A 25,874-nucleotide genomic window follows, 5' to 3' on the forward strand; every position below is an offset into this window, starting at 1 on the left:
GCCCCAATCCCGCGGGCGTCGCGCGTACTTGCGACGGCGGGCCTCACGGCCCGCGCCGGGTCCCTTATCCACGGAGGAAATGAGACATGGCTATCGACGAGATTGTCGGCGATTCGATCGACCGCGCCATCAACATCGAGATGCGCTTCCGCGCCGGCCTGCCGCGCGGCGTGACCTATCCGCTCTACGAGGCGGCCCGCAAGAAGCAGAAGAAGCCGCTCACCTGGCTGGCGGCCAAGCTTTTGAAGGACTCGATCAAGCCCGGTCAGAACGTGTTCGTCATTACCGGCGCCGGCACGCCGCCCGGCCTGCCGGCGGGCGAGACCGACGGGCCGCCGGGCGCGGCGGCAATCGCGCGCGCCATCGAGTTCGGGCTGGGCGGCAAGCCGATCCTGATCAGCGAAGAGCGCAACATGCCGGCGGTGATCAAGTCGACCGAGGCGGCCGGCCTCGCCGTCTATGACGAGGACCTGTTCGAGCAGCGCCGCTCCTGCGCCCTGGCCATCAACTTCCCGGTGGGCGATGCCGCCGGCAAGGAGGCCGCCGCCGCGCTGATCGAGAAGTACAAGCCGGCCGCGATGATCTTCATCGAGAAGGTCGGGCCCAACACCAAGGGCATCTATCACTCGATCATGGGCACGCCGCGCACGCCCGACAAGATCGCCAGCGCCTATCATCTGGCGGAGCAGGCCAAGGACGCGGGCATTCCCACGATCGGCATCGGCGATGGCGGCAACGAGATCGGCTGCGGCCTCATCAAGGAAGCGGTGGCCGAAATCCAGCCCTTCGGCAAGGACTGCGGCTGTCCCTGCCATGGCGGGGTTGGCACGGTTACTGAATGTGATGTGCTGGTCTTCGCCGCGGTATCGAACTGGGGCGCCTATGGCATCGCGGCAGCGCTCGCGGGTCATCTGGGAGACCGCGAGATCCTGCACGACGAGGCAACAGAACTTCGGATCGTACAGGCGAGCGTCGCCGGCGGCGCGATGGACGGGGCTTATTCCAGGCTCATTCCCTACGTCGACGGCACGTCGGACAAATTACAGGCCGCTTTGATCACGGTGCTGCACCAGATCATCGAGAACGGGCTGAAGGAATACGACAGAGGTTTCTAATCCAAAGGAGACGGCGATGAGTAAAGAGTTCCGGACGACAGGCAATCGAGGCATCACGCGGCGCGGTTTTGGCGCTGGAGCGCTCGGTACGGGACTCTTGCTGGCCGCGCCGGCAATCGCCCAGGGCAAGCGCGATCTGCGCGTCGGCACGTGGGGCGGCGAGTTCGGCAATCTCAGCCCCGTGATCCGCTCGGACATCCAGGGAAGCCTGGTGATGTACAACGTGTTCGACGGGCTGGTGACCATCAACTTCAAGGACCGCTCCATCATGCCGAACATGGCGCTGGAGTGGACCAATCCCGATCCGCTGACCTGGCGCATCAAGATCCGCGAGGGCGTGAAGTGGCAGAAGGGCTTCGGTGAATTCACCGCTGAGGACGTGGAATACACGTACAACTTCCACATCTCGTCGAAGAGCTTCCAGATGGGAACCTCGCTGTTCCCGATCGCAACGGTGAAGGCCGACGGCAAGTATGTCGTCGAAGTGAAGACCAAGATGCCGTTCGGCGCCTTCCCCGGCATCACCATGGGTTACGGCGGCACGATCATCTCGGCGAAGGCGCACAAGGAGATGGGCAACGACGCCTACAGCGCCACGCCCGTCGGCAACGGCCCGTTCCAGATCGAGAGCAAGAAGGGCACCGAGATCGTGCTCGCCCGGCATCCCGAATACTGGCGTCCGGGCTTTCCCAAGCTCGACAAGGTCGTCTATCGCGCGATCCCGGATTCGACCACCCGCCTGCAGGCCCTGCAGAAGGGCGAGCTCGACTTCGTGACGCATCCCGACCCGAAGGACATGAAGACCCTGCGCAAGGACACCAAGTATACGGTGAAGTCGACGCCGGGCTGGGCGTGGGACTACCAGCAGTTCAATCTCAAGGCCAAGCCGGACGCCCCGTACCAGAACAAGCTGGTACGCCAGGCGATCTCCTACGCGATCGACCGCGAGGCGATCGTCAACGAGATCTATTACGGCGAGGCCATCGCCACCGACAACCAGATCCCCGCCGGCTACATGGGCCATCGCCAGCCGATGCTGAAGTACCCGAAGAACGGCGACCTCAAGAAGGCCAAGGAGCTGATGGCCCAAGCCGGGGTGAAGGGCTACGAGGTCGAGGTCATCACTTCGGACAAGGACTGGCTGCGCAAGGAGCTCGAGCTGGTCGCCGCGATGGTCAGCCAGATCGGCATTACCTACAAGATCAAGAACATGGACATGGGCGGCTTCAACAGCCTGTGGCTCAACAAGAAGTTCGACCAGCATCTCGAGGACATCACGCTGGTCGCGCCCGATCCCGACGCGACCTCGTGGTGGTTCCTGCACAGCCAGGGCAACGCCTCGGGCTACAACGTGCCGGGCATGGACGCGATGCTGGATGGCGCGCGCAGCGAGCTCGATCCGGCCAAGCGCGAGGCCATGTACCACAAGATCGTCGACACGACGCTCGAGGAATGCCCGATCATCTATCACTGCAACACGAACAACATCCAGATCTACAACAGCAAGCTCCAGGGCTTCGAGCCGGCGCCGCAGGAATACACCGAAAAGATGGACACGGTTTTTTGGTCCTGACGCCGCATAAAGGATAGTCCGGTCGATGTGGTCCTATCTCGGGCGGCGCCTCATCCAGGTGCCGCTGGTTCTCCTCGTCGTGTCGCTGATGACCTTCGCCATCACGCGCGCGACGCCGGGCGATCCGGTGACGATCATGCTCGGCATGCAGACTTCGCCGGAGGCGGCGAAGGCGATGCGCGAGGAGTTCAACCTCGACCGTTCGCTGCCCGAGCAGTATGGCTTGTGGATCGGCAAGGTCCTGACCGGCGACCTCGGCCGCTCGATGCGGCTCAACGATCGCGTGACGACCCTGATCGCCGAACGCCTGCCGATCAGCCTCCAACTCGCCAGCGCCGGCATGCTGTTCGCGCTGCTGGTCTCGATCCCGCTCGGCGTGATCGCGGCCCTGAGACGCAACAGCTGGATCGACTATCTCTGTACCGGCTACACGGTGATGGGTTTCGCCGTGCCGAATTTCGGCCTGGCGTTGATCCTGATCTACGTCTTCTCGATCCAGCTCGACTGGCTGCCGATCACCGGCATCGGCTCGTCGGAAGCCGAGGCCGGCGGGTTCTGGAGCCACTATAGCCCCTTCATCATTCCCGCCGTCGCGCTGGGCTCGCTGCAGACGGCGATGCTGACCCGCCTGCTGCGCTCCAGCATGATCGACGTACTGTCGCAGGACTATATGCGCACCGCGCGGGCCAAGGGCCTGCTGCCGGCCAACATCGTGATCATCCATGCGCTCAAGAACGCGATGATCCCCTTCGTCACCATGGCGGCGGTGCAGTTCGGCTACATGATCGGCGTCCAGGTCACGATCGAATACATCTTCGCGGTACCGGGCATGGGCTCGGCGGTGCTGAACGCCGTGATCAACCGCGACTTCCCGGTGATCCAGGGCTTCACGCTGGTGATCGCGGTCTTCTTCCTGATCATGAACATCCTCGCGGACATGATGTACGCGCTGCTCGACCCGCGCATCCGGTACTGACCATGGCTGACGCGCGCGCCCTTCCCTCTCCCGCTCCCGCCCCCCTGAAGTTCCGCGGCTCGCTGGCGCTGGCCGCTCGGCAGTTCCCGCGCAACCGCGCCGCGACCATCGGCTTCGTCATCCTGCTGCTGATCTGCCTGGCCACGGCCTTGGCGCCGTGGGTCGCGCCCTACGACCCCATCCAGATCAAGCTCTCGATGAAGCTGAAGCCGCCGTCATTCGAGCATCCGATGGGGACCGACCATTTCGGTCGTGACATCTTCTCTCGAATGCTCTGGGGCGGCCGCACCTCGCTGGCCGTCGGGCTCCTGGTCGTGGGCTTCGCCTTCACCTTCGGCGTGCCGCTCGGCCTCGCCTCGGGCTACTTCGGCGGCAAGGTCGACAACCTGCTGATGCGGCTGGTCGACGCCTTCCTCACCTTCCCGCCGCTGCTGCTCGCCGTGGCGCTGGTCGGCCTGCTCGGCCCCGACATCAAGAACGTCATGCTGGCGCTCGGCCTCGTGCAGGCGCCGATCCTGGCGCGTATGATTCGCGGCAGCGCGCTTGCCATACGCGAGGATGTCTATGTCACGGCCGCGCGCGCCCTGGGCGCCAGCCCGATGCGCATCGTGCTCTCCCACATGCTGCGCAACATGGTCTCGCCCATCGTGGTGCAGCTCACCGCCGTCTTTGCGGCCGCCGTCGTCTCGGAGGCGTCGCTGAGCTTCCTGGGCTTCGGCACCCAGCCGCCCGAGCCGAGCTGGGGCCGCGACATGAGCGAGGCGCGGCGCTTCCTGGGCGATGCGCCGTGGATGTTCCTGGCGCCGACCTCGGTCATCGCGATCTGCGTGCTCAGCATCAACTTCATGGGCGACGGGCTGCGCGATGCGCTCGACCCTCGTGCCTGGCGCACGCGCCGCAGCGTGAAGGCCGACGCATGACCCTGTTGCGCGTTCGCAACCTCCGCACGAGTTTCGCCACCGACCGGGGCGACGTGCGCGCCGTCAACGGTGTGTCGTTCGACCTCGCCGAGGGCGAGATCCTGGGCCTGGTGGGCGAAAGCGGCAGCGGCAAGAGCGTGACGGCGATGTCGATCATGCGCCTGGTGCCCGAGCCGCCGGGCCACATCGCCGCCGACAGCCTGGCCTTCGATGGCCGCGAGCTGCTGCAGCTCAGCGAAGCCCAGATGCGCGAGGAACGCGGATCGAGCATGGCCATGGTGTTCCAGGACCCGATGCGCTCGCTCAATCCGGTACTCACCGTCGGTCGCCAGATCCTGGAGGTGCTGCGCCGCCACCAGAAGCTCGACGGGCCGACCGCCAAGCGCCGCGCGATCGAGCTGCTGGAGACGGTTGGCATTCCCTCGGCGGAGAAGCGCCTCAGCGCCTATCCGCACCAGTTTTCCGGCGGCATGCGCCAGAGGGTGATGATCGCGATCGCGCTGTCGTGCAATCCGCGCCTTCTGATCGCCGACGAGGCCACGACCGCTCTCGACGTTACCATCCAGGCGCAGATCATCGACCTGGTGAAGCGCCTGACGCGCGAACGCGGGACGTCGGTGATCTGGATCAGCCACGATCTCGGTGTCGTCGCCGGCCTCTGCGACAGGGTCAACGTCATGTATGCGGGCAACATCGTGGAATCGGGCCCGATCCGCGAGCTGTTCCATCGCCCCAGCCATGGCTACACGCTGGGTCTCATGGGCTCGACGCCGCGGGTCGACGGCGTCGGCCTGCGCCGGCTCACGCCGATCGAGGGTGTGCCGCCCAACCTCATCGAACCGATCAAGCTCTGCCCCTTCCTGCCGCGCTGCCGCGTCGCGGTCCCGGCCTGCCAGGCCACGCCTCCCGAGCGGCGCGACCTGGGCGGCGGACACTGGGCCAGGTGCCTCGCCGATCTCGCCCCCGCGGGTGCCGCCCGATGAGCACGCTTCTCGAGATCGAGGACCTCGAAGTCCAGTTCGGCCGGCCGGGCGCCCCGGGCACGGTGAAAGCCGTCGATGGCGTCACCTTCTCCGTCGAGAAGGGAAAGACGCTCGGCCTGGTGGGCGAGTCGGGATGCGGCAAGTCGACGACCGGCTACGCCATCCTGCAACTCGTGCGGGCCACCTCGGGCCGTGTCCTGTTCGGCGGCACCGACCTCTGCCAGCTCGGCAAGCGCGACCTGCGCCGGCTGCGGCGCAAGATGCAGATCATCTTCCAGGACGCGCACGCTTCGCTCAATCCGCGCATGCCGATCGGCGACCTGATCGGGGAGGCGCTCGACATTCACGGCCTGTATCGCGGCAAGGCCCGCGCCGGCCGCATCCGCGAACTGCTGGATATGGTCGGCCTGTCGGGCCATTTCTTCGAGCGCTACCCGCACGAGCTCAGCGGCGGCCAGGCGCAGCGGGTGGCCATCTGCCGCGCGCTCGCCGTCGAGCCCGAGCTGATCATCTGCGACGAGCCGGTGTCGGCGCTCGACGTGTCGATCCAGGCGCAGATCGTGAACCTGCTGCAGGATCTGCAGGAGCGGCTGGGCCTCACCTACATCTTCATCTCGCACGATCTCTCGGTCGTGCGGCACATCAGCGACCGCGTGGCGGTGATGTATCTCGGCAAGATCGTCGAGATGGCCAGCAAGGAAGAGATCTACACCGCGCCGGCCCACCCCTACACCAAGTCGCTGATGTCGGCGGTGCCGGTGCCCGACCCCGACATCGAAGCCAAGCGCCAGCGCATCATCCTGAAGGGCGACCTGCCCAATCCGGCCAATCCGCCGTCAGGCTGCCGTTTCCGCACGCGCTGCCCCGTCGCCGTCGCCGAGTGCGCCAAGGTCGAACCGCCGCAGTATCCGCTGGGCGGCGGTCACTGGGCCAAGTGTATCTGTTTAAAAGGAGTACCCTCGCATGCCTAAGCCGTTTCATCTCGCCTGGTTCCTGGGCCAGAGCTTCGCGTCCAAGAACTGGCGCTCGATATGGGCCGGCAGCGCCTCCGACGTTAAGCGCTGGATGATGCCCGACCTCTTCATCGACCTGGCCAAGGGGATGGAGCGCGGCTGCTTCGACTACATGATCATCGAGGACTCCTCGAACGTGCCCTATACCTACAAGGGTAACCACGACACCTACCTGCAGTACGCCCAAGGGTCTCCCAAGCTCGACCCGCCGGTCCTCGTGCCGTACCTGGCGCAGGCCACCACGCATCTCGGCATCGTGCCGACGCTTTCGATCTCGGAATACCCGCCCTATCTGGCGGCGCGTCTCATCAATTCGCTCGACCATGTCACCGAGGGCCGCATCGGCTGGAACTGCGTGACGGGCAGCAACGACGGCACCGCGCAGAACTACGGCCACGAGAAGCACCGGCCGCATGACGAGCGCTACGAGGTGGCCGACGAATTCGCCGACGTCGTCACCCGGCTGTGGGAAGCGTGGGACGAGGACGCGGTCGTGCTCGATCGCGAGACGCCGATGTTCGCCGACGGCAAGAAGGTCCGGCCGATCCACCACGAAGGCAAATACTTCAAGGTGCGCGGACCGATCAACGCGCCGCGCTCGCCCCAGGGGCGCGTGCCGATCGTGCAGGCGGGCGGCTCGGCGGCCGGCAAGAAGTTCGCGTCGAAGTGGGCCGACACCATCATCACCGAAGGCGCCAACGTCGCGAAGATGAAGGCCTATCGCGAGGAGGTGCGCGCCAACGCCGCCGCGATCGGCCGCAATCCGGACGACATCAAGCTCCTGTTCCTATGCTCCCCGATCATCGACACGACGATGGAGGCGGCGCGCGAGCGGCGCCGGCTGCAGCAGGAGGACTCGCTGAAGTATGTCGACATGCAGCTCGCCGGCATGTCGCGGCTGACCGGCATCGACTTCTCCAAGTTCGACCTCGACGAGACCTTGCCGATGGACCTGAAGACCAACGGCCACCAGTCCTCGCTGGCGCGCTGGCTCGGCAAGCCCCTGCGCGAGATCGTGCGCGGTTACGCCGCCAAGGGCAGCCTCGATTACACCGGCACGCCCGAGCATGTGGCCGGCGTGATGCGCGAGGTCATGGAGGAAGTGGGCGGCGACGGCTTCCTGATCTCCGATACCCCCATCGACCGCCGTGGCGTGATGGAAGTCTGCGACGGGCTGGTGCCGGAACTGCAGCGCCAGGGCCTGACCCGCAAGGCCTATGCGCACAAGCATCTGCGCGACAACCTGCTGGAATTCTAGACCAGCCGGTTTGCATATTTTGCCCTACGCGACGGCTCCCTCTCGGCGGCCGCGTGGGGGATGCTTGCCGTAAGCCTCGTTGGCGTCGGGCTCGGCATAGCCGACGAACTCGCGATAGAAGGAGTCGGCGTCGGCCGTGAACAGGTCGCGCGAGATCGCCAGCGCGATCGCATCGACTCCCCAGGGCAGGCCGTTGATGCCGCTGCTGATCAGCCCGACGCTGGGCACGCCGGAGATATTGAACAGGTGGAGATTGCGCAGCGCCCGGTCGGCTTCGGGAGTCCGGCCGACCGCCTGCATGGCCGGGCCGAGATAGGGATACTTGCCCAACCGCTGATCGACATCGTCGGCTTCGTCCAATTCGACACGATCCCGCCACAGCGTCAGGTGCGGCAGCAGCGGTGCGAGAAAAGGCAGGCGCGCGAGATCGATGTGGAAGCCCGTTCCCAGGATCGCGAAATCGGCCTCGACGCTGCGCTTCGGCGTGGTGATCCGCAGAGTTCCCTCCTCCGTCGGCGCCATGCCCGTCCAGCCCTCGCCGCAGCAGAGGATGAAATTGTCATGCGCCTGGCAGCGGTCGAGCGTGTCGGCCGGCGGTGGCGTCGGCAGCGACAGGTAATGACGCATGAAGCGCAGCCTGGTGGCATCGTCGAGCGAGCCGAAGTTGCGGAAAAAGCCCGAGGTTTCGAGGAAGCGCAGCGCATTGACTTGCGGCAGCTCGGGACGCCGCAGGAAATGCATGACGCTCGCGGCGCCGGCTTCGAGCGCCGTCGCCGTATTATCGAACGCCGAGGCGCCGGCACCCAGCACGGCCACCCGCTTGCCGGCGAGGGCGGCGAAATCGATGGGATCGGCGCTATGGGCCCACAGCGAGCGCGGCACGCCGTCGGTGAACGCTGGCCGGCGCGGCCCGCCCGAACCGTCGACACCGGTCGCCAGCACGACCTTGCGCGCGAGCACGCTGCGGGTGCCCTGCGGCCCCTTCAACTCGACCCTGAGATGCTCGCCTTCCATCGCGATGGCGGTCACCTCGGTCTCGCTCTCGACCGGCAGCTTGAGGACGGCGCGGACCCATAGCAGGTAGTCCATCCACTCGCCCTTGGGGATGCGCACGAGATCGCGCCACGCCGCCTCGCCCTTGCGCGCCTCGTACCAGGAGCGGAACGAGGCCGAGGCGATGCGGCCGTCGGGACCGGTCAGTTCCTTGATCGTCCGCAGGGTGATCATACGGGCCCAGGTGTTCCACGGCCCCTCCTCGCCCGGCGGACAGCGGTCGACCAGCAGGATGTTGGTGATGTGCTCGCGCAGCAGGCCGACGGCAAGCGACGTCCCGGCCTGGCCGGCCCCCACAATCACGACATCGAGGATCGGCTGTCCGGCGGCGCTCCGCGTGACGCGCGGCCAGACCTTGTTGGGATAGGCAAAAAGCTCCAGCTCGCGCGCGATCGCCTGTTCGAGCCGGTGCAGCGCGAGCGCCTCGGCGGCCATCGCTAGCGCCGCTCCGCGCGCGCCTGCAGGCGGCCCATGAAATCCTCGCACTGCGCGATCTGGTCGAGCAGAATCCATTCGTCGGGCTTGTGCGCCTGCTCGATCGAGCCGGGTCCGCAGACCACGGTGGGGAAGCCCGCCTTCTGGAACAGGCCGCCTTCGGTGCCGAAGCTGATCTTGCCGGTGCGGTTGGAGCCCGACAGCGCTTTGGCGAGTTCGGTGACTTCCGCCGCCTCCTCGGTGTCGAGGGCCGGCAGTTGCGACTTGAAGCGGAAGTCGATGCGCGCTTCCTCAGCCACCGCCTTCATCTCGGGCTCCAACACGTCGCGGGCATGCTCCTCGAGCCGCTTGAGATAGACGTCGGGATCGTCGCCCGGCACGTACCGGAATTCGAATTCGAAGGCGCATTCCTTGGGGACGATGTTCATCGCGGTGCCGCCCTGGATCGTGCCGGTATGGATCGTCGTGTAGGGCGGGTCGAAATCCTGGTCGAACGGGCCGATCGTCCTCTTCTCACGCGCCATGCTGCGCAGCCGGTAGACGAGGTCGGCGGCGATCTCGACGGCATTCACGCCCTGGTTCGCCAATGCCGAATGGCATTCGCGGCCATGGACCTCGCAGCGATAGCGCTTGTTGCCCTTGTGGGCGGTGACGACCTTCATGTCGGTCGGCTCGCCCACGACGCAGAGGCGCGGCGGCGCCGGCAGCACCTTGAGATGGTCGATCAGGCTCGGCACGCCCTTGCAGCCCACCTCCTCGTCATAGGAGAAGGCGAGATGGATGGGTGTCTCCAGCTTCGCGGCGGCGAACTGGGGCACCCGCGCGAGCACGACCGCGATGAACGACTTCATGTCGCTGGTACCGCGGCCGAAGAACCGGTCGTCCTTCTCGACCAGTTCGAAGGGATCTGTCGACCAGTCCTGGCCGTCGATCGGCACGACGTCGGTGTGACCCGACAGCATGTAGCCCGATCGGCCGGCATCGCCGATCGTGGCATAGAGGTTGGCCTTCTTTCCGGTGTCGTCGTGGATCAGGGTACTTTCGATCCCGTACCCCGACAGATAGTCCCGCACCCAGGCGATGAGATCGAGATTGGGATTGCGGCTGACCGTGTCGAACGACACGAGCCTGCGCAGGATCTCGACGGTGGACTCGGCTGGACGACGGGACATTGGCACCTTAGCGGAAGTCGGCGTGGACCTTGATGACGGCGGGATCGTAGCGCCAGTCCTTGACCGGCTCACCGTTGGCGAACTTGGCCAGCTCGCGCATCCAGATGCGGCGATAGAGGATCACCACCGCGTCGCCGCGGCCGAGATTCTCGCGCGGCCGGCCGGCGATCGGACCGACGCCCGCCTGCGCGATGTCGTCCTGCAGGAAGATCATGTGGACGCGGCTGGGATCGACGTCCTGCAGGCGCTTGCGGCCGGCCAGGATATCCTTCGCCAGCGCCTCGCGATCGATGTCGTGGCGGGCATAGGTCGCCTTGCGGCGCTCGTGATAGGCTGCGAGCTGCTCCGGATCGGCCTTGTTCTTCACAACGACGGTGAACTGGGTGTGGCGGTCGTCGTCGTGCGGCACCCACCAGCCGATGAACTCGCGATAGGGCACCGCCACGTCATCGGGCACGCCGCGCGTGTGATAGACGTTGGGGAAGCCGATCTGGCCGACATTGCGCCGGCCGCTCGGGCGCTGGGCGCGGGTCTCGACGCCCCACGGCGATTCCACCGGCGTCAGCACCGGACCATCGACCGTCTCGTCCCACGACACCGAAGCGTCGCGATGGGCGAAGGCAACGTGGCTGAGGTCGCCGGCATTCTCCATGTTGTTGAAGAAGCCGCAGGCGCGCGTGTAGCTGTCGGTGTGGGTCACCACATCCTCGCCCTCGAAGGCGGGATAGCGCGGGAACTCGGGCGCCTCGCCCTCGCCGAAGTACGCGAAGATCAGGCCGAGATACTCGCGCGTCGGATAGGACGGGATCCTGATCTTGTCGCAGAAGGCGTTCTTCTCGGCCGGCTGCTCGACGCACTGGCCGGTCGGGTCGAAGCGCCAGCCGTGATAGAAGCAGCGGATCGTGTCGCCCTCGATCCAGCTCGGGACCAGCGACATGTTGCGATGGGGGCAACGCGGCCCCGTGACCTGCGGCTTGCCGCTCTCGCCGCGATAGACGACGAAGTCCTCGCCCAGGATACGGATCGGCTTCACATGGCCGACCTCGAGATCGGCGGCATGGAACACCGGATGCCAGAAGCGGCGCATGTAGCGGCCGTTCAGGGTGCCGGGGCCGACGCGCTCGATATCGGCCAGGGTCACTTGAACGCGTTCGGTTGTATCGAGATCGATTGTCTGGTCAGGCATGGATCGACTCCGTCAGGGTGCCGTCGGGTACCTGTCGCAAGTGCCGATCGGCCTCCGCGACTCAGGTTCGGATCGACGAAGCTTCCTCCGGATTCGTGCATGTAATCCAATATCAATTGGGAGGGTGCGTGATATCGGTTTCAATATCGGCGCGCTCATCCGCAGTCGGGAAAAAGTCCAAGGAAACTCGCCACCAGCGGCGAGGCATTGTCCTTCTTGCGGATGAGTCCCAGTTCGATCAGCGGCGTCTTTTCCGCCAGCGGCCGAAACACGACGCCTTTATATTCGAGGATCCCTTCCTGCGAGGCCGGCGCCAGGGTGAAGCCGAAGCCCGAGGCGATCAGGGCGAACATCGTGGGGATGTGGGAGATCTGCTGGCTGATCTTCAGTTCGTGCCCCGCCATCCGGAACAGGCTCACGATGTAATCGAAGTAGGATGGCGCCACCTCGCGCGGGAAGGCGATCAGGTTCTCGAGCGCGAGATCGGCCATCTTCACCTTCGGCGATCGCGCGAGCTTGTGGTCGTGCGGCAGGGCCACGACCATCTCCTCGGCATAGATGGTCGTTTGGTCGAGGTCGTGATGGCGGACCGGCAGCCGCACGACGCCGACATCGAGCTTGCCGGCCACGACGGCGTCGATCTGTTCGGCCGTCGTCATGCTGCTGATCACCACGTCCACCGAGGGATAGCGCTTGTTGAACTGCGCGAGGCGCTCCAGCACGAACAGGTGGTTGCCGCTCGGCACCAGCCCGACCGAGATCTTGCCGGCCTCGCCCTGCTCCGCGCGCCGCGAGGCCCACTTGGCCTCCTCGATCTGCTTAGTGAGCCGCAGCGCATGGGCGCGGAAGACCGTGCCGGCCTCGGTGAGCTCGATGCCGCGCCGGTTGCGGTTGAAGAGGGAGACGCCGAGATAGGATTCGAGGCGCTTGATCTGCTGGCTGAGCGCGGGCTGGGCGACGCTCAGGCGGCGCGAGGCGCGCCCGAAATGCATCTCCTCGCAGATCACCAGAAAGTAATCGACATGGCGCAGGTTCAGCAGCCCGGCGCCGAACCGGCCGATCGTCCTTTCACTGGGTTCGTCCGCCCTGGCCAACAAGGGACCCCGCTTTCGACGGGCCATCACCCTGCCGGGCACCGGCGGGACGGCCCTATCGGTGAGGTTACAGCAAAGTATGGGCCAGTCGACCCGCAACCCTGCCCTTCAGAGATCGAGGACCAGGCGGTTGCCGCGGGCGCGCGAGACGCAGCAGAACATGGTGCGGCCCTCGGCGCGTTCCTGCGGCGACAGGATGCTGTCGCGATGGTCGACCTCGCCCTGGACGACCGGCACCTCGCAGCTCGAGCAGACGCCGATTTCGCAGGAGCGAGGAACCTGAATGCCCGCCTCGCCCAGCACCTGCAGGACCGACTTGTCGGCGGGCACGAGGAGCGTCTTGCCGGACCGGCGGCAGACCAGCTCGAACGCATGATCCTGCCCGGCCGGCTGGGCCTGGGCCGCAAACCATTCGCGGTGCAGCGTGCCTTCCGGCCAGGCCGCCATGGCCTCTCCGACCGCGTCCATGAGCGAGGCCGGGCCGCAGCAATAGACGAGCGTGCCCGGCCGCACGGCGCCCAGGGTGGCCCGCGGGTCGAACCGGCTCCCCGCCTGCTTGATGTAGGTCGAAGTCGCGTCGCCGAAGGCGGTGCGGGCCGAGGTGAACAGGTCCTCGGCCGGATCGCCGATGCAGTAATGCAGCTCGAATGAGGCGCCGGCCCCGGCTGCCGCCGTCAGCATCGGCAACAGTGGCGTGATGCCGATGCCCCCGGCCACGAAGACATAGTTCGCCGCCGGCAGCAGCGGGAAGTTGTTGCGCGGCAGGCTGGCCGCCAGGACGGTGCCCTGCACCACCGCGCGATGGATGAAGCTCGAGGCCGCGCCACCGGGCACGGCCTTCACCGCGATCTTCCAGCCGTCCGGCGTGCCGTCGCCGCACAGCGAATACTGGCGCACGACGTCGTTGGGCAGGCGGATGTCGATATGGGCACCGGGCTCGTAGGCCGGCAGGGGCTGGCTCGCATCGGCCGGGGCCAAGTCGATGCTGACGACGCTGGGCGATTCGCGCTCGACCGCGAGCGCCTTCACCAGAAGCGTCTGCTGACCGCCAATCACGATCGTGTCCACCTACAGCATTTCCAAATGCAATGCCGTCAGGCACGCAGCGACCGGGGCGCTTCGACATCGAAGGCCGGGAACGGCACCGTTCCGGCAAGCCGGCGCTTCTCGCGCACCGCCTCCGCGAAGTGGCAGGCCGCCTTGTGGCCGCCGCCGATGTCGCGCAGCAGCGGCACTTCCGACGCACAGCGGTCGGCCGCGAAAGTGCAGCGCTTCTGGTAGGCGCAGCCCTGCTCGACGCGCGCCGCCTCGACCGACGGCAGTGCGCGGATCTCCTGGCGCTTGGCGCGCGCCACCGCCGGATCGGCGACCGGCGAGGCCGCCATCAGCGACAGGGTGTAGGGATGCGCCGGTTCCGCCCAGAAGCTCTCGTAGCCAGCCTCCTCGACGGTGTTTCCGGCGAACAGCACGAGCACGCGGTCGGCGATGTGCTGCACCACCGCGAGGTCGTGCGAGATGAACAGATAGGTGAGGCCCAGCGTCTTCTTGAGATCGATGAACAGGTTGATGATCTGGCTCTGGATCGACACGTCGAGCGCCGACAGCGCCTCGTCGGCGATCAGCAGGCTGGGATCGGCCGCGAGCGCGCGTGCGATGCAGACGCGCTGGCGCTGTCCGCCCGAGAGCTGGTGCGGATGCTTCTCTGCCATCTCGTCGGTCAGGCCGACCTGGCGCAGCAGCTCGTCGACCCGCTTCTTGCGCTCCGCGCGAGGGATGCGGTGGAGCTTCATCGGCTCCTCAATGAGGCGCCGCACCGCCATGCGCGGATTGAGCGCCGCCTCGGGATTCTGGAAGACCATCTGGATGGCGGTGCGAACCCGGGGCTCGGCGCGCGGCGCAAGGCCGACGAGGCGGTTGCCGTCGAGATCCATCCCGCCCGCCTTGGTCGGGATGAGACCGGCGACGGCGCGCGCCAGGGTCGTCTTGCCCGAACCGGACTCGCCCACGATGGCGAGCACCTCGCCCGCCTGCACTTCGAAGCTGATGTTCTGGAGGATCGTCGTGCCCCCCAATTCGACCTTCAGACCTTCGATGGAGAGAAGCACGCTCATAAGGGGCGATCCTGCAACAGACATGCCACGCGATGGCCGGTCGCCACCGGCTTGAGCTCGGGCGCGACGTCGGTGCATTGCGCCATCGCGTACGTGCAGCGGGTGACGAAGGCGCAGCCCGCAGGCCGAGCGTTGAGCGCGGGAACGGTACCGGGGATTTCGGCGAGACGCGTCAGCTCGCGTCGGGCGCCGAGGCGCGGGGCCGCGCGCATCAGGCCCATCGTGTAGGGATGCTTCGGCGCGGCGAACAGCGTGTCGACATGGGTCTGCTCGACGATCTTGCCGGCATACATGACCGCCACTTCATCGGCATAGCCCGCGACGACACCGAGATCGTGGCTGATCAGCAGGACCCCCAGGTCCTCTTCCTGCTGCAGGGTCGCCAGCAGTTCGAGGATCTGCGCCTGCACGCTCACGTCGAGCGCGGTGGTGGGCTCGTCGGCGATCAGCAGCTTCGGCCGCGACGCCAGCGCCATGGCGATCGACACGCGCTGGCACATGCCGCCCGACATGCGATGCGGATAGTCGTCGATCGTGCGGCGCGGATTGCGGATGCGCACCCGGTCGAGCAGCTCCAGCGCCGTCTCGCGCGCCTCGCGCTTGGCGATCGGCTGGTGCGCGCGGATCGCTTCCATCATCTGGTCGCCGATGGTGCGGACGGGATTGAGCGAGGCCGATGGCTCCTGGAAGATCATCGCCATCTTGGCACCGCGCCGCAGGCGCATCTCGCTCTCCGGCAGATCGAGCAGCTCGTCGCCCAGGAAGTTGATGCCGCCGGCGGTGATCGTCACCTGCGGCTTGGGCATCAGGCCCATGATCGCCAGCGCCGTCATCGACTTGCCGCAGCCCGATTCGCCCACGATGCCCAGCATGCGCCCGGCCTGCAGCGAAAAGCTCACGCCATCAAGGATATCGCACGGCTTGCCGTCGATGACCGTCGTCGCATGGATGTCGGTCAGGCGGAGGATCGTCTGCCGGCTTGCCGCCGGGACGGGGCTAGTTGGTCGTGCGGCGGCTGTTGAGAGCATCGCTCACCCCTTCGCCTAGAATGTTGAGAGCGATCGTCGTCACGAAGATGGCGCCGCCCGGCAGCGCCACGAGGTACCAGGCCGTGCGCAGCGCGGCGCGGCCGTTGCCGATCATGCGGCCCCAGCTCATGAGGTTCGGGTCGGACAGGTTCAGGAACGACAGCGCCGCCTCGATCAGGATCGCCGAGGCGGTGATCATCGAGGCCATCACGAAGACCGGCGCGAGGCTGTTGGGCAGCATCTGCGTCACGATGATGCGAAAGCGCGACATGCCGATCAGCCGGCAGGAGGCCACGAAATCGCGTTGCCGGAGCGACAGCATCTGGGCGCGCACGATGCGGGCCACAGGCGGCCACGACACGATCGAGATGCAGACCACCATCTTGGTGACGCTGACGCCGAAGATCGACAGCAGCACGATCGCCAGGATGAAGCCCGGGATGTTCTGGAAGACCTCGCAGATGCGCATCAGCACGTCGTCGACATAGCCGCCGACGCCACCGGCCGTCGCGCCGACCGCGATGCCGATCAGGATCGCCGTCGAGGCCGACACGATGCCGATGCCGAGCGAGATCTGTGCCCCCGACAGGAGGCCGCTCAGCACGTCGCGGCCGAGCTGGTCGGTGCCCAGCGGGAAGTTCGGATTGACGCCCGGCCACACGAACGGCCGGCCGACCATCTCCATCGGATCGCCGGGATGGATGATCGGGCCGACCAGCGAGGCCAGCCACAGCGCGACCAGGATGGTGGCCCCGAAGGCGATCCGGCTGGAGGACAGGGTCTTCATCGAGAGCGTCATGACGGACTCCCGAACTCGATGCGCGGATCGAGCTTGATATAGAGGATGTCGACGATGATGTTCACGCAGACCACGAAGATCGACGAGAAGAACAGCAGGCCGAGCAGAAGCGTATTGTCCCGCTGCAGCACGGCGTTGAAGGCGAGCTGGCCCAGCCCCGGCCAGCTGAACACCACCTCGACGACCAGCGCGCCGCCCAGCATCGAGCTGATGTTGAGCCCGGCCATGGTGAAGACCGGCAGCAGTGCGTTGCGGAAGATGTGGCGGAACACGACCTGCGACCGCGGGATGCCCTTGGCGGTCGCGGCACGCACGAACTTCTGGTCGGAGACGTCGATCATCGTGGCGCGCGTCAGTCGCGCATAGGCCGCCAGGTAGAAGAGCGACAGGGTCAGCACCGGCAGGACCGCGTGCTGGAACAGGTCGAGCGCCAGGGCGCCCGGGCTCTGCGAGACGCCGACGGTCAGCATGCCCACGCTCGGCAGCCAGCCCAGGTGGATGGTGAAGACGACGATCAGCATCAGCCCCAGCCAGAAGAGCGGCGTCGCATAGCCGACCAGGACCAGGCTGGAGACGAGGAAGTCGACGATCGAGCGCGGCTTCAGCGAGGCGATCACGCCCAGGGTGGTGCCCAGCAGGAAGGAGATGAACAGCGCCGGCACCATCAGCAGCAGCGTGGCCGGCAGCCGCTCCAGCAGGAGCTTGATGACCCGGTCGCCGCTGAACATCGACTTGCCGAGGTCGAGCTGCACGAGCTGCCCGACATGCTTCATGAACTGGATATAGAGCGGCTGGTCGAGTCCCAGATGCTCGCGCATCGCCTGCAGGACGGCGGGATCGGCCGATCCCGAGCCGCCGGCCAGGGCGTCCACGACGTCGCCGGGCGACGCGTGGACGATCAGGAAGTTCACGGCGATGAGCAGCAGAACGGTGACGAAGCCCTGCGCGATCCGTCGGAGGATGTAGCGATTCGCGGAGGACATCTTCACCCTCCTCCTAGCTGCCGACGCTGACCGCGGTGAAGTCGTCGTAGACGCCGAGCAGCGGCCCCACCAGGTTCTTCACCCGCTTGTTGTAGATCGTGGCGTAGCGCTCCTCGGTGAGCGGCACGTTGGGCACGTCCTCGGTGATGATCTTCTGGATCTCGGCGAAGATCTTCTTGCGCTCCCCGGCATCGTTCTCGTTCTGCGCCTTGTTGAAGAGCTCGTCGACGCGCGGATTGCTGTAGCCCGAGCCGTTGCCGAAGATGACGCCGATCGTGTTGGTGACGTACTGGCGCTGCACGCCGAGCGTCGGGTCCATCATGTTGAAGGTCGCATAGACGACCGCCTGCGCCTCGCGGGTCGTGAAGGCGCGCTTGATCCAGGTCGCGGAGTCCTGCAGTCGCACATCGACCTTGATGCCGACCCGGCCCAGCGACTGGGCGATGTACTCGGCCATCTGCGGGATGTGCGGCGCCCAGGGCGCCGGCTCGATCGTGAAGCTGAAGCGGATGCCGCCGGCGCCGCGCTTCATGCCCGCCTCGTCGAGCAGCTTCTCGGCCGCCTTGAGGTCGTATTTGTACTGGGTCACGGCATCCGTATAGAAGCCGCCCGGCATCTTGGAGTTGATCGGACCGGTCGCGGGCCGCGCATAGCCGCAGTAGATCGTGTCGACGATGCGGGTGCGGTCGATGCAGTGCGCCATCGCCTTACGCACCTTGGCGTCCTGGAACATCGGCAGCTTGAGATTGAATTCGAAGAACGACATCGGGCCGAACGGCGTGAAGCCATCGGTCGTGATGGAGACGTTCTTCACCGATTCGAAGCGCTGCATGTCGGCGAGCGGCACCGGCCACGGCGCGCCGATGTCGAGCTCGCCGCTTTCGAGTGCGACCGAGCGGGCGCCGGCGTCGGCGATGTTGGTGAAGACGATCTGTTCGAGCAGCGGCTCGTCCTTGCGGAAATACTTGTCGTTGCGCTCCAGCAGCACGTAGGCGCCGCGCTTCCACTCCTTGAACTTGTACGGGCCGGTGCCGATCGGCGCGTTGTTCGCCGGATTGGCCAGCACCTCGCCCACCTCGTAGATGTGCTTCGGGACAATCGGCGTCTCCGCCGAATGCAGCGCCACCATGATGTAGGGCGCCGGCGCCTTCAGGCGGAAGATCGCCGTGTAGTCGTCCGGCGTATCGACGGTCTCGAGGTTGGCGTAGGTGATGCGGCCGCGCGAATGGAAGCGCTTGATCACGTTCTCGATCGTGAACTTGACGTCGGCCGAGGTGAACGGCTTGCCATCGTGCCAGGTCACGTCCTTGCGCAGGCGGAAGGTGATCGTCTTGCCGTCGGGCGCGACTTCCCAGCTTTCCGCCAGGTTGGGCTTGGGCTTGGCGAAATCGCCATCGTAGGTGAGCAGGCCGCTATGGATCTTCGAGGAGATGATCTGCACGGCGGCGGCGGTGTTGATCGCGAACTGCAAGGTCGGCGGCTCGCCGAACATCGCCATCGCGACGCGGCCGGGCGCCTTGCCCTGCGACCACGCCATGCCGCTGTAGGTGGTGAGGGCAGCGATCGCGCTCCCCTGGAGAAGGCTACGTCTCGAGATCATCGTGCGACTCCCACATCCCTGGTTTGGTCCGTGACTCTTTCACCCATATCGCCGGAGGCATCACAGCATTGAGGGCGATGTATCGATCGCCCGCGTGGCTCAAGACAATGGCTCAGGACGATGGCGATGGCTTCGTCTCCATAAGCTTGCCGCCGAACGTCTCGCTCGTGCGGAACTCCAGGAAAGATGCAAATAGCGCGCCCTCATCCTCGATGAAGAAGTCGCAGCTGATCGCTTCGAGCACGTCGAGCAGTCCGTAGCGGGCGAGAAACGGCGAAGACGCGCGCGGACCGGCCGCGGCGGCGGCACCGGTACCGAAGGCGAGCACGGGCAGGACGGTGCCGTCGGCGTCGATCAATCGCGCGCGCTCGTCCGTCCCGAAGTGATTGAAAAGATTGGCAAGCTCGCAGACATCGCCCGTTTCCAGACCCACCACGCAGCTCGCATGCGAGGACCTGTTGCGTCCCGGTGCGACGACGAGATCGGCGGCCGGCATTTCCTGCGGCGCCAGCGCAAAACCGTAACGGCCGCCCGCCTGCTTCAAGGTGCGCGCCCAGTTCGACGGCACCATGCCCTGATTCGGTCCGGCTGCAGCGAGCAGCGCCACGCGCTGCTCAGGCTCCAGGACCTTGAAGGGATGGCGCAGGATCTGCGCGACCGGCGACGATCCCTTCGTCTCGACCTGGGGCAGTGCCCGGCCGATCTGCAGGACCGAGCTTGCCCTGCCCTCGCCCAGCGCGGCGATCGCCCAGTCGAAGGTGGCGAGCCCGTCGCCCATCACCAGGACGCGCTTACCCGCGAGAGAGCCCGACGCCGGCAGCGACTCCGTCTCGTCGGTGAACGCAGTCTCCATCTCGTCGTCCGCCGCGGGTCCCGCGAGGACCAGCCGGCGGACATGCCGCACCGTGTCGTCGGTCTGCACGAGACGCACGCTGTCGGTGCCGATCTCGATGGCGGCGAGCGGCACTGCTTCGGGCTGCGGCACGTCGAGCAGCCGGGCGAGCCATCGGAGATAGGCCAGCCATTCCATGCGAAGGGCGGCGCCGGTCGGGATCTCGGATTTGCGGTCGTCCCAGCCCGACAGCCAGGCGCGGAAGGTGAGGTCGGGATGCCAGAACTCGCCGCCCGCCAGATCGAGGTTGGGCAGGCCGACGCGCGGCTCGGCCAAAGCGCCGTACATCTCGACGGCGTCGGCGACTGGATCGGCCAGCAGGATCTGCCGCGTGATCCGCTCGCGCCTCAGCGCATAGGAAAGAAGGATCGCGCGCCTGCCGTTGCCCAGGATCGCGACATCGGCGTCGCGGTCGCCGGCATCGATCATCCAGTCGCGCAACGGATAGAGATAGTCGGCCAGGTCGCGGGCCAGTCGGGCGGTGATGGCGTCGACGTCCCTCACGAGACGGCGGCCCGTGCCGTCTCGTCTCGCGCCTGCACGACCTCGAGATCGCGCAGGATGCCGCGCGCGAGGCGGGAGACCATGAACTTGAGGCCGTTGATGCCGCCCGAGCTGATCGGCCCCATCGAGGCGACGGCCATGCTGTTGACCAGATGGATGTTCTCCACCCACGCCGCCGCGCGGCGGTCGACGGCCTGGAGCTGGAACTGGGCCCCGAGATAGGGATAGCGGTCGATGCGGTGGTCGAGCGCGTCACCGCCTTGCGGCGCGGGCGCCCGATCGCCCCAGTGCCAGATCAGCGGCAGCACGCCGGCGAGTTCCGGGACGGGCGCAAGGTCGAAGGCGAAGCCGGTGCCCAGGATCAGGAAATCGAGATCGAACGCGCCGACCGGCGTCTGCAGCAGGAGGCCCTCGCCCTTGCGCTGCAGCCCATCGATCGAGGCGCCGAGATGGAGGCTGTGATTGGCGAGACGCCGCGTGCGCTGGAGCGTCTCCGGCGGCGGCGGCATGGCGGTGCCGAGGAACTGCCGGACATAGGCACGCCGGCGGGCATCGGGCAGGTGATGGAAGTTGCGCCCGAAGGCCGCGAAATCCATCCAGCGCACGACATTGACGGTCGGCAGTTCGCTCCGTCGCACGAAATGATGGACGATTGCGGCGCCCGCTTCCGCCGCCGTCGCGGCATTGTCGAACGCCGAGGCCCCGGCGCCGATCACGCCGACCGTGCGGCCGCGCAGCGCATCGAAATCGATCATGTCGGAGGAATGGGCGATGTTCTCGCGCCCCAGCCCCGCGACGAAGTCGGGCATCGCCGCGCCGCCGGCGCCTTCGAGGCCCGTCGCCAGCACCAGCTTGCGCGTCAGCAGCGTGTGCGGTGCCGCGGCACCGGCTTTCCGGCAGACGAGGCGGATGAAGCCCTCGGGACCGTTCGCGACTTCGAGCAGCCGCGTCTCGTTGGCGACCTCGATCCCGGTCTGCTCGCGCACCCAGTCGAGATAGGCCATCCAGTGCGCGGTCGGCATCAGGGTCATGCGTTCCCAGGTCGCGCGGTCCAGCACCGCGTCGTGCCAGGCGCGCACCGTCAGGGTCGGCACGCCGCAATCGGCGCCGGTCGGCCCCTTGGGCGTCCGCAGCGACGGCATGCGGGCATAAGTGTTCCACGGCCCTTCCTTGCCGCGCGGCCGGGCGTCGAGGACGGCGACGTTGGTCGTGCCTTCGCGGCGAAGCGCCCAGGCGACGGAGAGGCCGGCCTGGCCGGCCCCCACGATCACCGCATCGTGGCGGGGGACGCGCGCTTCGCTCGCCGGCAGGCCGGTCGAGAGAGGGGGCGCGCCATCCATGGGCATCTCAGAGGAATTCGCTCTTGATGGGCAACTGGCCGGCGTCGTAGCGCCAGTCGGTCAGCTTCTTGCCCTCGGCGAACTTCGCCAGCTCGCGTACCCAGAGGCGACGCTGCAGGATCAACACGGCATCGCCGCGGCCGAGATGTTCCTTGCCACGTTCCTCGATCGAACCGACGCCCATCTGCGCGAAATCGTCCTGCAGGAAGATCATGTTGACCCGCTGGGGATCGATCTCCTCCATGCGCCGCGTGCCGGCCAGCAGCTCGCGCGCGACCGTCTCGCGGGTCGGATCGAGATCGCGCTTCTGGGCGCGCTCCTCGCGGCGCTGCATGTAGCGCGGCGTGACCTCGGAATTCTTCGGCTGGATCACCACCGTGAACTGGATGTGGCGGTCGTCCTCGACCGGCACCCACCAGGCGATGAACTCGCGATAGGGCACTTCGGGATCGTCCGGCACGCCGCGGCCGTGGAAGATGTTGGGCATGCCGAACTGGCCGGTGACTTCGCGGCCGCTCGGGCGGACGGCGCGGATCGTCACGCCCCAGCAGGATTCGAAGGCACTGATGACCGGCCCGTCCGTCGTCTCGTCCCAGGCGACCGATGCGTCGCCGTGGGCGAAGGCGACATGGCTGAGATCGCCGACATTCTCGAGATTGTTGAAGAAGTTGCAGGCCCGCATGTAGGTGTCGTGCATCACCAGCACGTCGTCGGCCTCGAAGGCCGGATAGCGATCGAAGGCCGGCGGCTCGCCCTCGCCGAGGAAGGCGAAGATCAGGCCGAGATACTCGCGCGTCGGATAGCTCTTGATCCTGATCTTGCTGCAGAAGTCCGGCCGCTCCGCCGGCTGCTGCGTGCAGGCGCCCTCGGCGTTGAACTTCCAGCCGTGATAGAAGCAGCGGATCTCGTCGCCCTCGACCCAGCCCGCATGCAGCGGCATGCCGCGATGGGGGCAGCGCGCCTCGATCACCTGGGGCACGCCGCTTTCGCTGCGATAGACCGTGAAATCCTCGCCCATGATCCGGATCGGCAGGGTGCGCTTGGCAGCGATCTCGACGGAGTGGCAAACGGGCTGCCAGAACTGTCGCAGGTATCTTCCGGAGATCGTGCCGGGACCGGTCTTGCCGACGTCCCTGAAAGAGACACCGGACTTTTCCGTCATCCTGGCGTCGGCGAGAGTGCGAACAACGGCTGAGGACACGGTGGCTTCTCCCTTCGGGGTGCGACACGTGTATTTCGCCGTCCGCGCGAGCTTTGCGTCAAATATGTTGTTGCGACATGCGTGATATCGAATTGCTTATGCAATGAAGACACGGAAGGCGCTTGCGTCGCCGCTCCGCGTGACGCATCTCAGTCACATGAATCATGGTTCATCAAAGCGCGAGCCCACCGTCACTTTCGCAGGGACACAGGACGGTCGCGAGATTCCCTGGGGCAATGGCGGCGGCTCGAGCCGCGAACTGATCCTGCGTACCCAGCCCGACAGGCAGGATCGCCTGCTCTGGCGCATGTCGACGACCCGCATTCTGGAATCGTCTCCTTTTTCAACCTATGCGGGCTTCAAGCGGACCATCACCCTGCTGTCCGGAGGCGCCTTCACACTGGATTTCTTCGGCCAGGTGCCGGCCCACACCGTCTCCCGCTTCGAGCCGTTCGACTTCAACGGAGGATGGAAGACCCATTGCCATCTGTCGGGCGAAGCGGCGAGCGTCCTCAACGTCATGACGGACGATTCGGTGATCTATTCGCATACCTTGCTGATGCCCGGCGTCTCGGCAGAGCCTCATCAGTTGGGAAGCGAGGCGGTGTTGCTGTATGCGCTCGAAGGCTCGACACGCCTTGCCTCCGCTCTCGATCTCCCCGTCGCCTCGTTGAAGGCCGGGGAGATGCTGGCGTTCGAGGACGCAACGGGGGCGTCGCTCGACATGACGAGCGATGCCGATGCCAAGATACTCTGCTTCTCTTTCGCGGTTTAGCGATAGTCCGACCGTACCTGGATCTTCGCCGGGTCGTACTTCCACTGCTTGATGGGTTCGCCATTGGCGAACTTGGCCAGCTCCCGCAGCCAGATGCGGCGATAGAGGATCACGGCGGCGTCGCCGCGGCCCAGGTGATCGGTCGGTCGCGTCGCGATCGGGCCGACGCCCATCTGCGCGATATCGTCCTGCAGGAAGATCATGTGGACGCGGCTCGGATCGACGTCCTGCAGGCGCTTGCGGCCGGCCAGGATGTCGCGCGCCAGCTGCTCGCGATCGAGGTCCTGCCGCTTCAGCGCGGCGAGACGGCGCTCATGATAGGCGGCGAGGCCGGGCTGCGACTTCTCCTTGCGCACCACGGTGAACTGGGTGTGGCGATCGTCATCGTGCGGCACCCACCAGGCGATGATCTCGCGGAACGCCACCTCGGGGTCGTCGGGCACGCCGCGGATGTGATACTGGTTGGGGAAGCCGATCTGGTGGATGTTGCGCCGGCCGCTCGGGCGGACCGCATGGGCTTCGACACCCCAGTCCGACTCGACCGGCGACAGCTTGGGTCCATCCGTCATCTCGTCCCACGACACGGCGGCATCGCGGTGAGCGAAGGCGATGTGGCTCAAGTCGCCGGCATTCTCCATGTTATTGAAGAAGCCGCAGGCGCGCGTGTAGCTGTCGGTGTGCGTCACCACATCCTCGCCCTCGAAGGCGGGATAGCGCGGGAACTCGGGCGCCTCGCCCTCGCCGAAATAGGCGAAGATCAGGCCGAGATACTCGCGCGTCGGATAGGACGGGATCTTGATCTTGTCGCAGAAGGCGTTCTTCTCGGCCGGCTGCTCGACACACTGGCCGGTCGGGTCGAAGCGCCAGCCGTGATAGAAGCAGCGGATCGTGTCGCCCTCGATCCAGCTCGGGACCAGCGACATGTTGCGATGGGGGCAACGCGGCCCCGTGACCTGCGGCTTGCCGCTCTCGCCGCGATAGACGACGAAGTCCTCGCCCAGGATACGGATCGGCTTCACATGGCCGACCTCGAGATCGGCGGCATGGAAGACCGGATGCCAGAAGCGGCGCATGTAGCGGCCGTTCAGGGTGCCGGGACCGACACGCTCGATATCGACCAGGCTGACCTGGATGCGCTCGGGCGCGATACCCGCACCATCTGCAATATTCTGATCAGGCACTTCGTCCTCCATCCCAGGCACGGGCTTCGTGCAACCGCGAGAGCGTGGACGTTGACCTTTGCCAATGTGGGGACATCAATCAAATATCATTAGTTTAAGGGTCTCATATCCTTTTCGATATTGATCTGAACGCCATGTGCAGCGCAGGCACCGCAGGATAGCGCCAGGCGGAAAGGTTGGGGACATTGGGCACGCTTTCCATGCCGATGCCGAAATAGGCGTAACCGCCCACGGCCGGGCAGAAGGGGAATGCGAAAATGCACAGGACCAGCGCGATCGTCAGCGCGGTCAGTACCCGCCAGGCGTGCGGGCCACGTCCGATGACGCAGAAATATGGTTGAGCGCCTTCTCGCCAGTTTCACCCTGCTCTCTCGTGTCAATGCCACGAGCGCCTGCGCACTCTTGATCATCGCCCTCTCGGCCGCCGGTGCGATCTTCCTTATCGAGGAACTCGCCAGCCCCTTCACCGGTGTGCTGCACATCCTCAGCGAATCCCTGAGGAGTTCACTCGGCGTACTGGCGCCGTAAGCATCGTTGCCGGCGATCCTCCGCAAGTACCGCGACAAAACTCGGATCGGTTTCGATGTGCCGGGCATGCACATGCCCTAGAGTCTTTCCGTCTCATATCGAAGCGTAGCCGGCGTTTTTGATGTAGGCGGCGCATTCGTGGGGTGCGAAGCAT

23 protein-coding genes are annotated in these 25,874 nt (G+C 66.2%); 9 read left to right on the plus strand and 14 right to left on the minus strand.

Annotation, left to right across the window (positions count from 1 at the left end; translation table 11 throughout):
* Positions 1 to 86: 86 nt before the first annotated feature.
* From AC1ROX_RS23450 to AC1ROX_RS23480, 7 genes are read left to right on the plus strand one after another with little or no spacing between them, the layout of a single operon-like run.
* The gene (locus tag AC1ROX_RS23450) at positions 87 to 1,115 is read left to right on the plus strand and encodes a glutamate cyclase domain-containing protein (RefSeq protein WP_493129682.1); all 1,029 of its coding nucleotides are present in this window, start codon (positions 87 to 89) and stop codon (positions 1,113 to 1,115) included.
* Positions 1,116 to 1,131: 16 nt separating this feature from the next.
* Positions 1,132 to 2,688 (plus strand): ABC transporter substrate-binding protein, encoded by a 1,557-nt coding sequence (locus tag AC1ROX_RS23455; RefSeq protein WP_493129684.1) that lies wholly within the window; start codon positions 1,132 to 1,134, stop codon positions 2,686 to 2,688.
* 25 nt (positions 2,689 to 2,713) lie between these two features.
* A complete protein-coding gene (locus AC1ROX_RS23460) occupies positions 2,714 to 3,664 on the plus strand; it encodes an ABC transporter permease (RefSeq protein ID WP_493129686.1) in 951 nt (316 codons plus the stop codon).
* Between the two features lie 2 nt (positions 3,665 to 3,666).
* Positions 3,667 to 4,584: an ABC transporter permease gene (locus AC1ROX_RS23465; protein WP_493129688.1), complete on the plus strand. Its 918-nt coding sequence runs from the start codon at positions 3,667 to 3,669 to the stop codon at positions 4,582 to 4,584.
* The gene (locus AC1ROX_RS23470) at positions 4,581 to 5,567 is read left to right on the plus strand and encodes an ABC transporter ATP-binding protein (RefSeq protein WP_493129690.1); all 987 of its coding nucleotides are present in this window, start codon (positions 4,581 to 4,583) and stop codon (positions 5,565 to 5,567) included. Before AC1ROX_RS23465 ends, AC1ROX_RS23470 begins: the two co-directional genes overlap by 4 nt.
* Positions 5,564 to 6,538: an ABC transporter ATP-binding protein gene (locus AC1ROX_RS23475; RefSeq protein WP_493129692.1), complete on the plus strand. Its 975-nt coding sequence runs from the start codon at positions 5,564 to 5,566 to the stop codon at positions 6,536 to 6,538. Before AC1ROX_RS23470 ends, AC1ROX_RS23475 begins: the two co-directional genes overlap by 4 nt.
* Positions 6,531 to 7,838 (plus strand): NtaA/DmoA family FMN-dependent monooxygenase, encoded by a 1,308-nt coding sequence (locus AC1ROX_RS23480; protein WP_493129694.1) that lies wholly within the window; start codon positions 6,531 to 6,533, stop codon positions 7,836 to 7,838. The genes AC1ROX_RS23475 and AC1ROX_RS23480 overlap by 8 nt, the downstream gene beginning before the upstream one ends.
* A gap of 24 nt (positions 7,839 to 7,862) precedes the next feature.
* Here the strand turns inward: AC1ROX_RS23480 and AC1ROX_RS23485 are convergent, their stop codons facing one another.
* From AC1ROX_RS23485 to AC1ROX_RS23545, 13 genes are all read right to left on the minus strand, one after another.
* Complete coding sequence (locus tag AC1ROX_RS23485) at positions 7,863 to 9,326, minus strand: FAD/NAD(P)-binding protein (RefSeq protein ID WP_493129696.1); 1,464 nt, start codon at positions 9,324 to 9,326, stop codon at positions 7,863 to 7,865.
* A gap of 2 nt (positions 9,327 to 9,328) precedes the next feature.
* Positions 9,329 to 10,498, minus strand: coding sequence for an acetylornithine deacetylase (gene argE / locus AC1ROX_RS23490; protein WP_493129698.1), 1,170 nt, complete (start codon positions 10,496 to 10,498; stop codon positions 9,329 to 9,331).
* Positions 10,499 to 10,505: 7 nt separating this feature from the next.
* Positions 10,506 to 11,684 carry a Rieske 2Fe-2S domain-containing protein gene (locus AC1ROX_RS23495; RefSeq protein WP_493129700.1) on the minus strand — a complete coding sequence of 393 codons (1,179 nt, stop codon included), beginning with the start codon at positions 11,682 to 11,684 and terminating at the stop codon, positions 10,506 to 10,508.
* A 155-nt stretch (positions 11,685 to 11,839) separates the two neighbouring features.
* On the minus strand, positions 11,840 to 12,781 hold the full coding sequence (locus AC1ROX_RS23500) for a LysR family transcriptional regulator (protein WP_493129702.1): 942 nt from the start codon (positions 12,779 to 12,781) through the stop codon (positions 11,840 to 11,842).
* Between the two features lie 105 nt (positions 12,782 to 12,886).
* On the minus strand, positions 12,887 to 13,846 hold the full coding sequence (locus AC1ROX_RS23505; RefSeq protein ID WP_493129704.1) for a PDR/VanB family oxidoreductase: 960 nt from the start codon (positions 13,844 to 13,846) through the stop codon (positions 12,887 to 12,889).
* Positions 13,847 to 13,872: 26 nt separating this feature from the next.
* Entirely contained in the window at positions 13,873 to 14,889 is a 1,017-nt protein-coding gene (locus AC1ROX_RS23510) for an oligopeptide/dipeptide ABC transporter ATP-binding protein (protein WP_493129706.1), read from the minus strand.
* The gene (locus tag AC1ROX_RS23515; protein ID WP_493129708.1) at positions 14,886 to 15,917 is read right to left on the minus strand and encodes an ABC transporter ATP-binding protein; all 1,032 of its coding nucleotides are present in this window, start codon (positions 15,915 to 15,917) and stop codon (positions 14,886 to 14,888) included. Before AC1ROX_RS23515 ends, AC1ROX_RS23510 begins: the two co-directional genes overlap by 4 nt.
* Positions 15,886 to 16,716 carry an ABC transporter permease gene (locus AC1ROX_RS23520; RefSeq protein ID WP_493129710.1) on the minus strand — a complete coding sequence of 277 codons (831 nt, stop codon included), beginning with the start codon at positions 16,714 to 16,716 and terminating at the stop codon, positions 15,886 to 15,888. Before AC1ROX_RS23520 ends, AC1ROX_RS23515 begins: the two co-directional genes overlap by 32 nt.
* Positions 16,713 to 17,699: an ABC transporter permease gene (locus tag AC1ROX_RS23525; protein ID WP_493129713.1), complete on the minus strand. Its 987-nt coding sequence runs from the start codon at positions 17,697 to 17,699 to the stop codon at positions 16,713 to 16,715. Before AC1ROX_RS23525 ends, AC1ROX_RS23520 begins: the two co-directional genes overlap by 4 nt.
* A 13-nt stretch (positions 17,700 to 17,712) precedes the next feature.
* Complete coding sequence (locus tag AC1ROX_RS23530; protein ID WP_493129715.1) at positions 17,713 to 19,299, minus strand: ABC transporter substrate-binding protein; 1,587 nt, start codon at positions 19,297 to 19,299, stop codon at positions 17,713 to 17,715.
* Positions 19,300 to 19,411: 112 nt separating this feature from the next.
* A complete protein-coding gene (locus AC1ROX_RS23535; RefSeq protein ID WP_493129717.1) occupies positions 19,412 to 20,695 on the minus strand; it encodes a hypothetical protein in 1,284 nt (427 codons plus the stop codon).
* A complete protein-coding gene (locus AC1ROX_RS23540) occupies positions 20,692 to 22,035 on the minus strand; it encodes an NAD(P)-binding domain-containing protein (protein ID WP_493129719.1) in 1,344 nt (447 codons plus the stop codon). The genes AC1ROX_RS23535 and AC1ROX_RS23540 overlap by 4 nt, the downstream gene beginning before the upstream one ends.
* A 7-nt stretch (positions 22,036 to 22,042) precedes the next feature.
* Positions 22,043 to 23,236 carry a Rieske 2Fe-2S domain-containing protein gene (locus AC1ROX_RS23545; RefSeq protein ID WP_493129722.1) on the minus strand — a complete coding sequence of 398 codons (1,194 nt, stop codon included), beginning with the start codon at positions 23,234 to 23,236 and terminating at the stop codon, positions 22,043 to 22,045.
* A 139-nt stretch (positions 23,237 to 23,375) separates the two neighbouring features.
* Here AC1ROX_RS23545 and AC1ROX_RS23550 point away from each other — a divergent pair, with 139 nt between their 5' ends.
* A complete protein-coding gene (locus tag AC1ROX_RS23550) occupies positions 23,376 to 24,011 on the plus strand; it encodes a HutD/Ves family protein (RefSeq protein ID WP_493129724.1) in 636 nt (211 codons plus the stop codon).
* Here the strand turns inward: AC1ROX_RS23550 and AC1ROX_RS23555 are convergent.
* Entirely contained in the window at positions 24,008 to 25,192 is a 1,185-nt protein-coding gene (locus tag AC1ROX_RS23555) for a Rieske 2Fe-2S domain-containing protein (protein WP_493129726.1), read from the minus strand. The genes AC1ROX_RS23550 and AC1ROX_RS23555 overlap by 4 nt on opposite strands.
* A gap of 333 nt (positions 25,193 to 25,525) precedes the next feature.
* Here AC1ROX_RS23555 and AC1ROX_RS23560 point away from each other — a divergent pair, with 333 nt between their 5' ends.
* A complete protein-coding gene (locus AC1ROX_RS23560) occupies positions 25,526 to 25,720 on the plus strand; it encodes a hypothetical protein (RefSeq protein ID WP_493129728.1) in 195 nt (64 codons plus the stop codon).
* The last annotated feature ends 154 nt before the right edge of the window (positions 25,721 to 25,874 follow it).

It is taken from the genome of Reyranella sp. GW821-FHT14A01 (assembly GCF_058803965.1).

Coding starts and splice junctions, on each gene's coding strand:
- AC1ROX_RS23450 (WP_493129682.1), top strand. CDS start 87: ATGGCTATCGACGAGATTGTCGGCGATTCGATCGACCGCGCCATCAAC.
- AC1ROX_RS23455 (WP_493129684.1), top strand. CDS start 1,132: ATGAGTAAAGAGTTCCGGACGACAGGCAATCGAGGCATCACGCGGCGC.
- AC1ROX_RS23460 (WP_493129686.1), top strand. CDS start 2,714: ATGTGGTCCTATCTCGGGCGGCGCCTCATCCAGGTGCCGCTGGTTCTC.
- AC1ROX_RS23465 (WP_493129688.1), top strand. CDS start 3,667: ATGGCTGACGCGCGCGCCCTTCCCTCTCCCGCTCCCGCCCCCCTGAAG.
- AC1ROX_RS23470 (WP_493129690.1), top strand. CDS start 4,581: ATGACCCTGTTGCGCGTTCGCAACCTCCGCACGAGTTTCGCCACCGAC.
- AC1ROX_RS23475 (WP_493129692.1), top strand. CDS start 5,564: ATGAGCACGCTTCTCGAGATCGAGGACCTCGAAGTCCAGTTCGGCCGG.
- AC1ROX_RS23480 (WP_493129694.1), top strand. CDS start 6,531: ATGCCTAAGCCGTTTCATCTCGCCTGGTTCCTGGGCCAGAGCTTCGCG.
- AC1ROX_RS23485 (WP_493129696.1), bottom strand. CDS start 9,326: ATGGCCGCCGAGGCGCTCGCGCTGCACCGGCTCGAACAGGCGATCGCG.
- argE (WP_493129698.1), bottom strand. CDS start 10,498: ATGTCCCGTCGTCCAGCCGAGTCCACCGTCGAGATCCTGCGCAGGCTC.
- AC1ROX_RS23495 (WP_493129700.1), bottom strand. CDS start 11,684: ATGCCTGACCAGACAATCGATCTCGATACAACCGAACGCGTTCAAGTG.
- AC1ROX_RS23510 (WP_493129706.1), bottom strand. CDS start 14,889: ATGAGCGTGCTTCTCTCCATCGAAGGTCTGAAGGTCGAATTGGGGGGC.
- AC1ROX_RS23515 (WP_493129708.1), bottom strand. CDS start 15,917: ATGCTCTCAACAGCCGCCGCACGACCAACTAGCCCCGTCCCGGCGGCA.
- AC1ROX_RS23520 (WP_493129710.1), bottom strand. CDS start 16,716: ATGACGCTCTCGATGAAGACCCTGTCCTCCAGCCGGATCGCCTTCGGG.
- AC1ROX_RS23525 (WP_493129713.1), bottom strand. CDS start 17,699: ATGTCCTCCGCGAATCGCTACATCCTCCGACGGATCGCGCAGGGCTTC.
- AC1ROX_RS23530 (WP_493129715.1), bottom strand. CDS start 19,299: ATGATCTCGAGACGTAGCCTTCTCCAGGGGAGCGCGATCGCTGCCCTC.
- AC1ROX_RS23540 (WP_493129719.1), bottom strand. CDS start 22,035: ATGGATGGCGCGCCCCCTCTCTCGACCGGCCTGCCGGCGAGCGAAGCG.
- AC1ROX_RS23560 (WP_493129728.1), top strand. CDS start 25,526: ATGGTTGAGCGCCTTCTCGCCAGTTTCACCCTGCTCTCTCGTGTCAAT.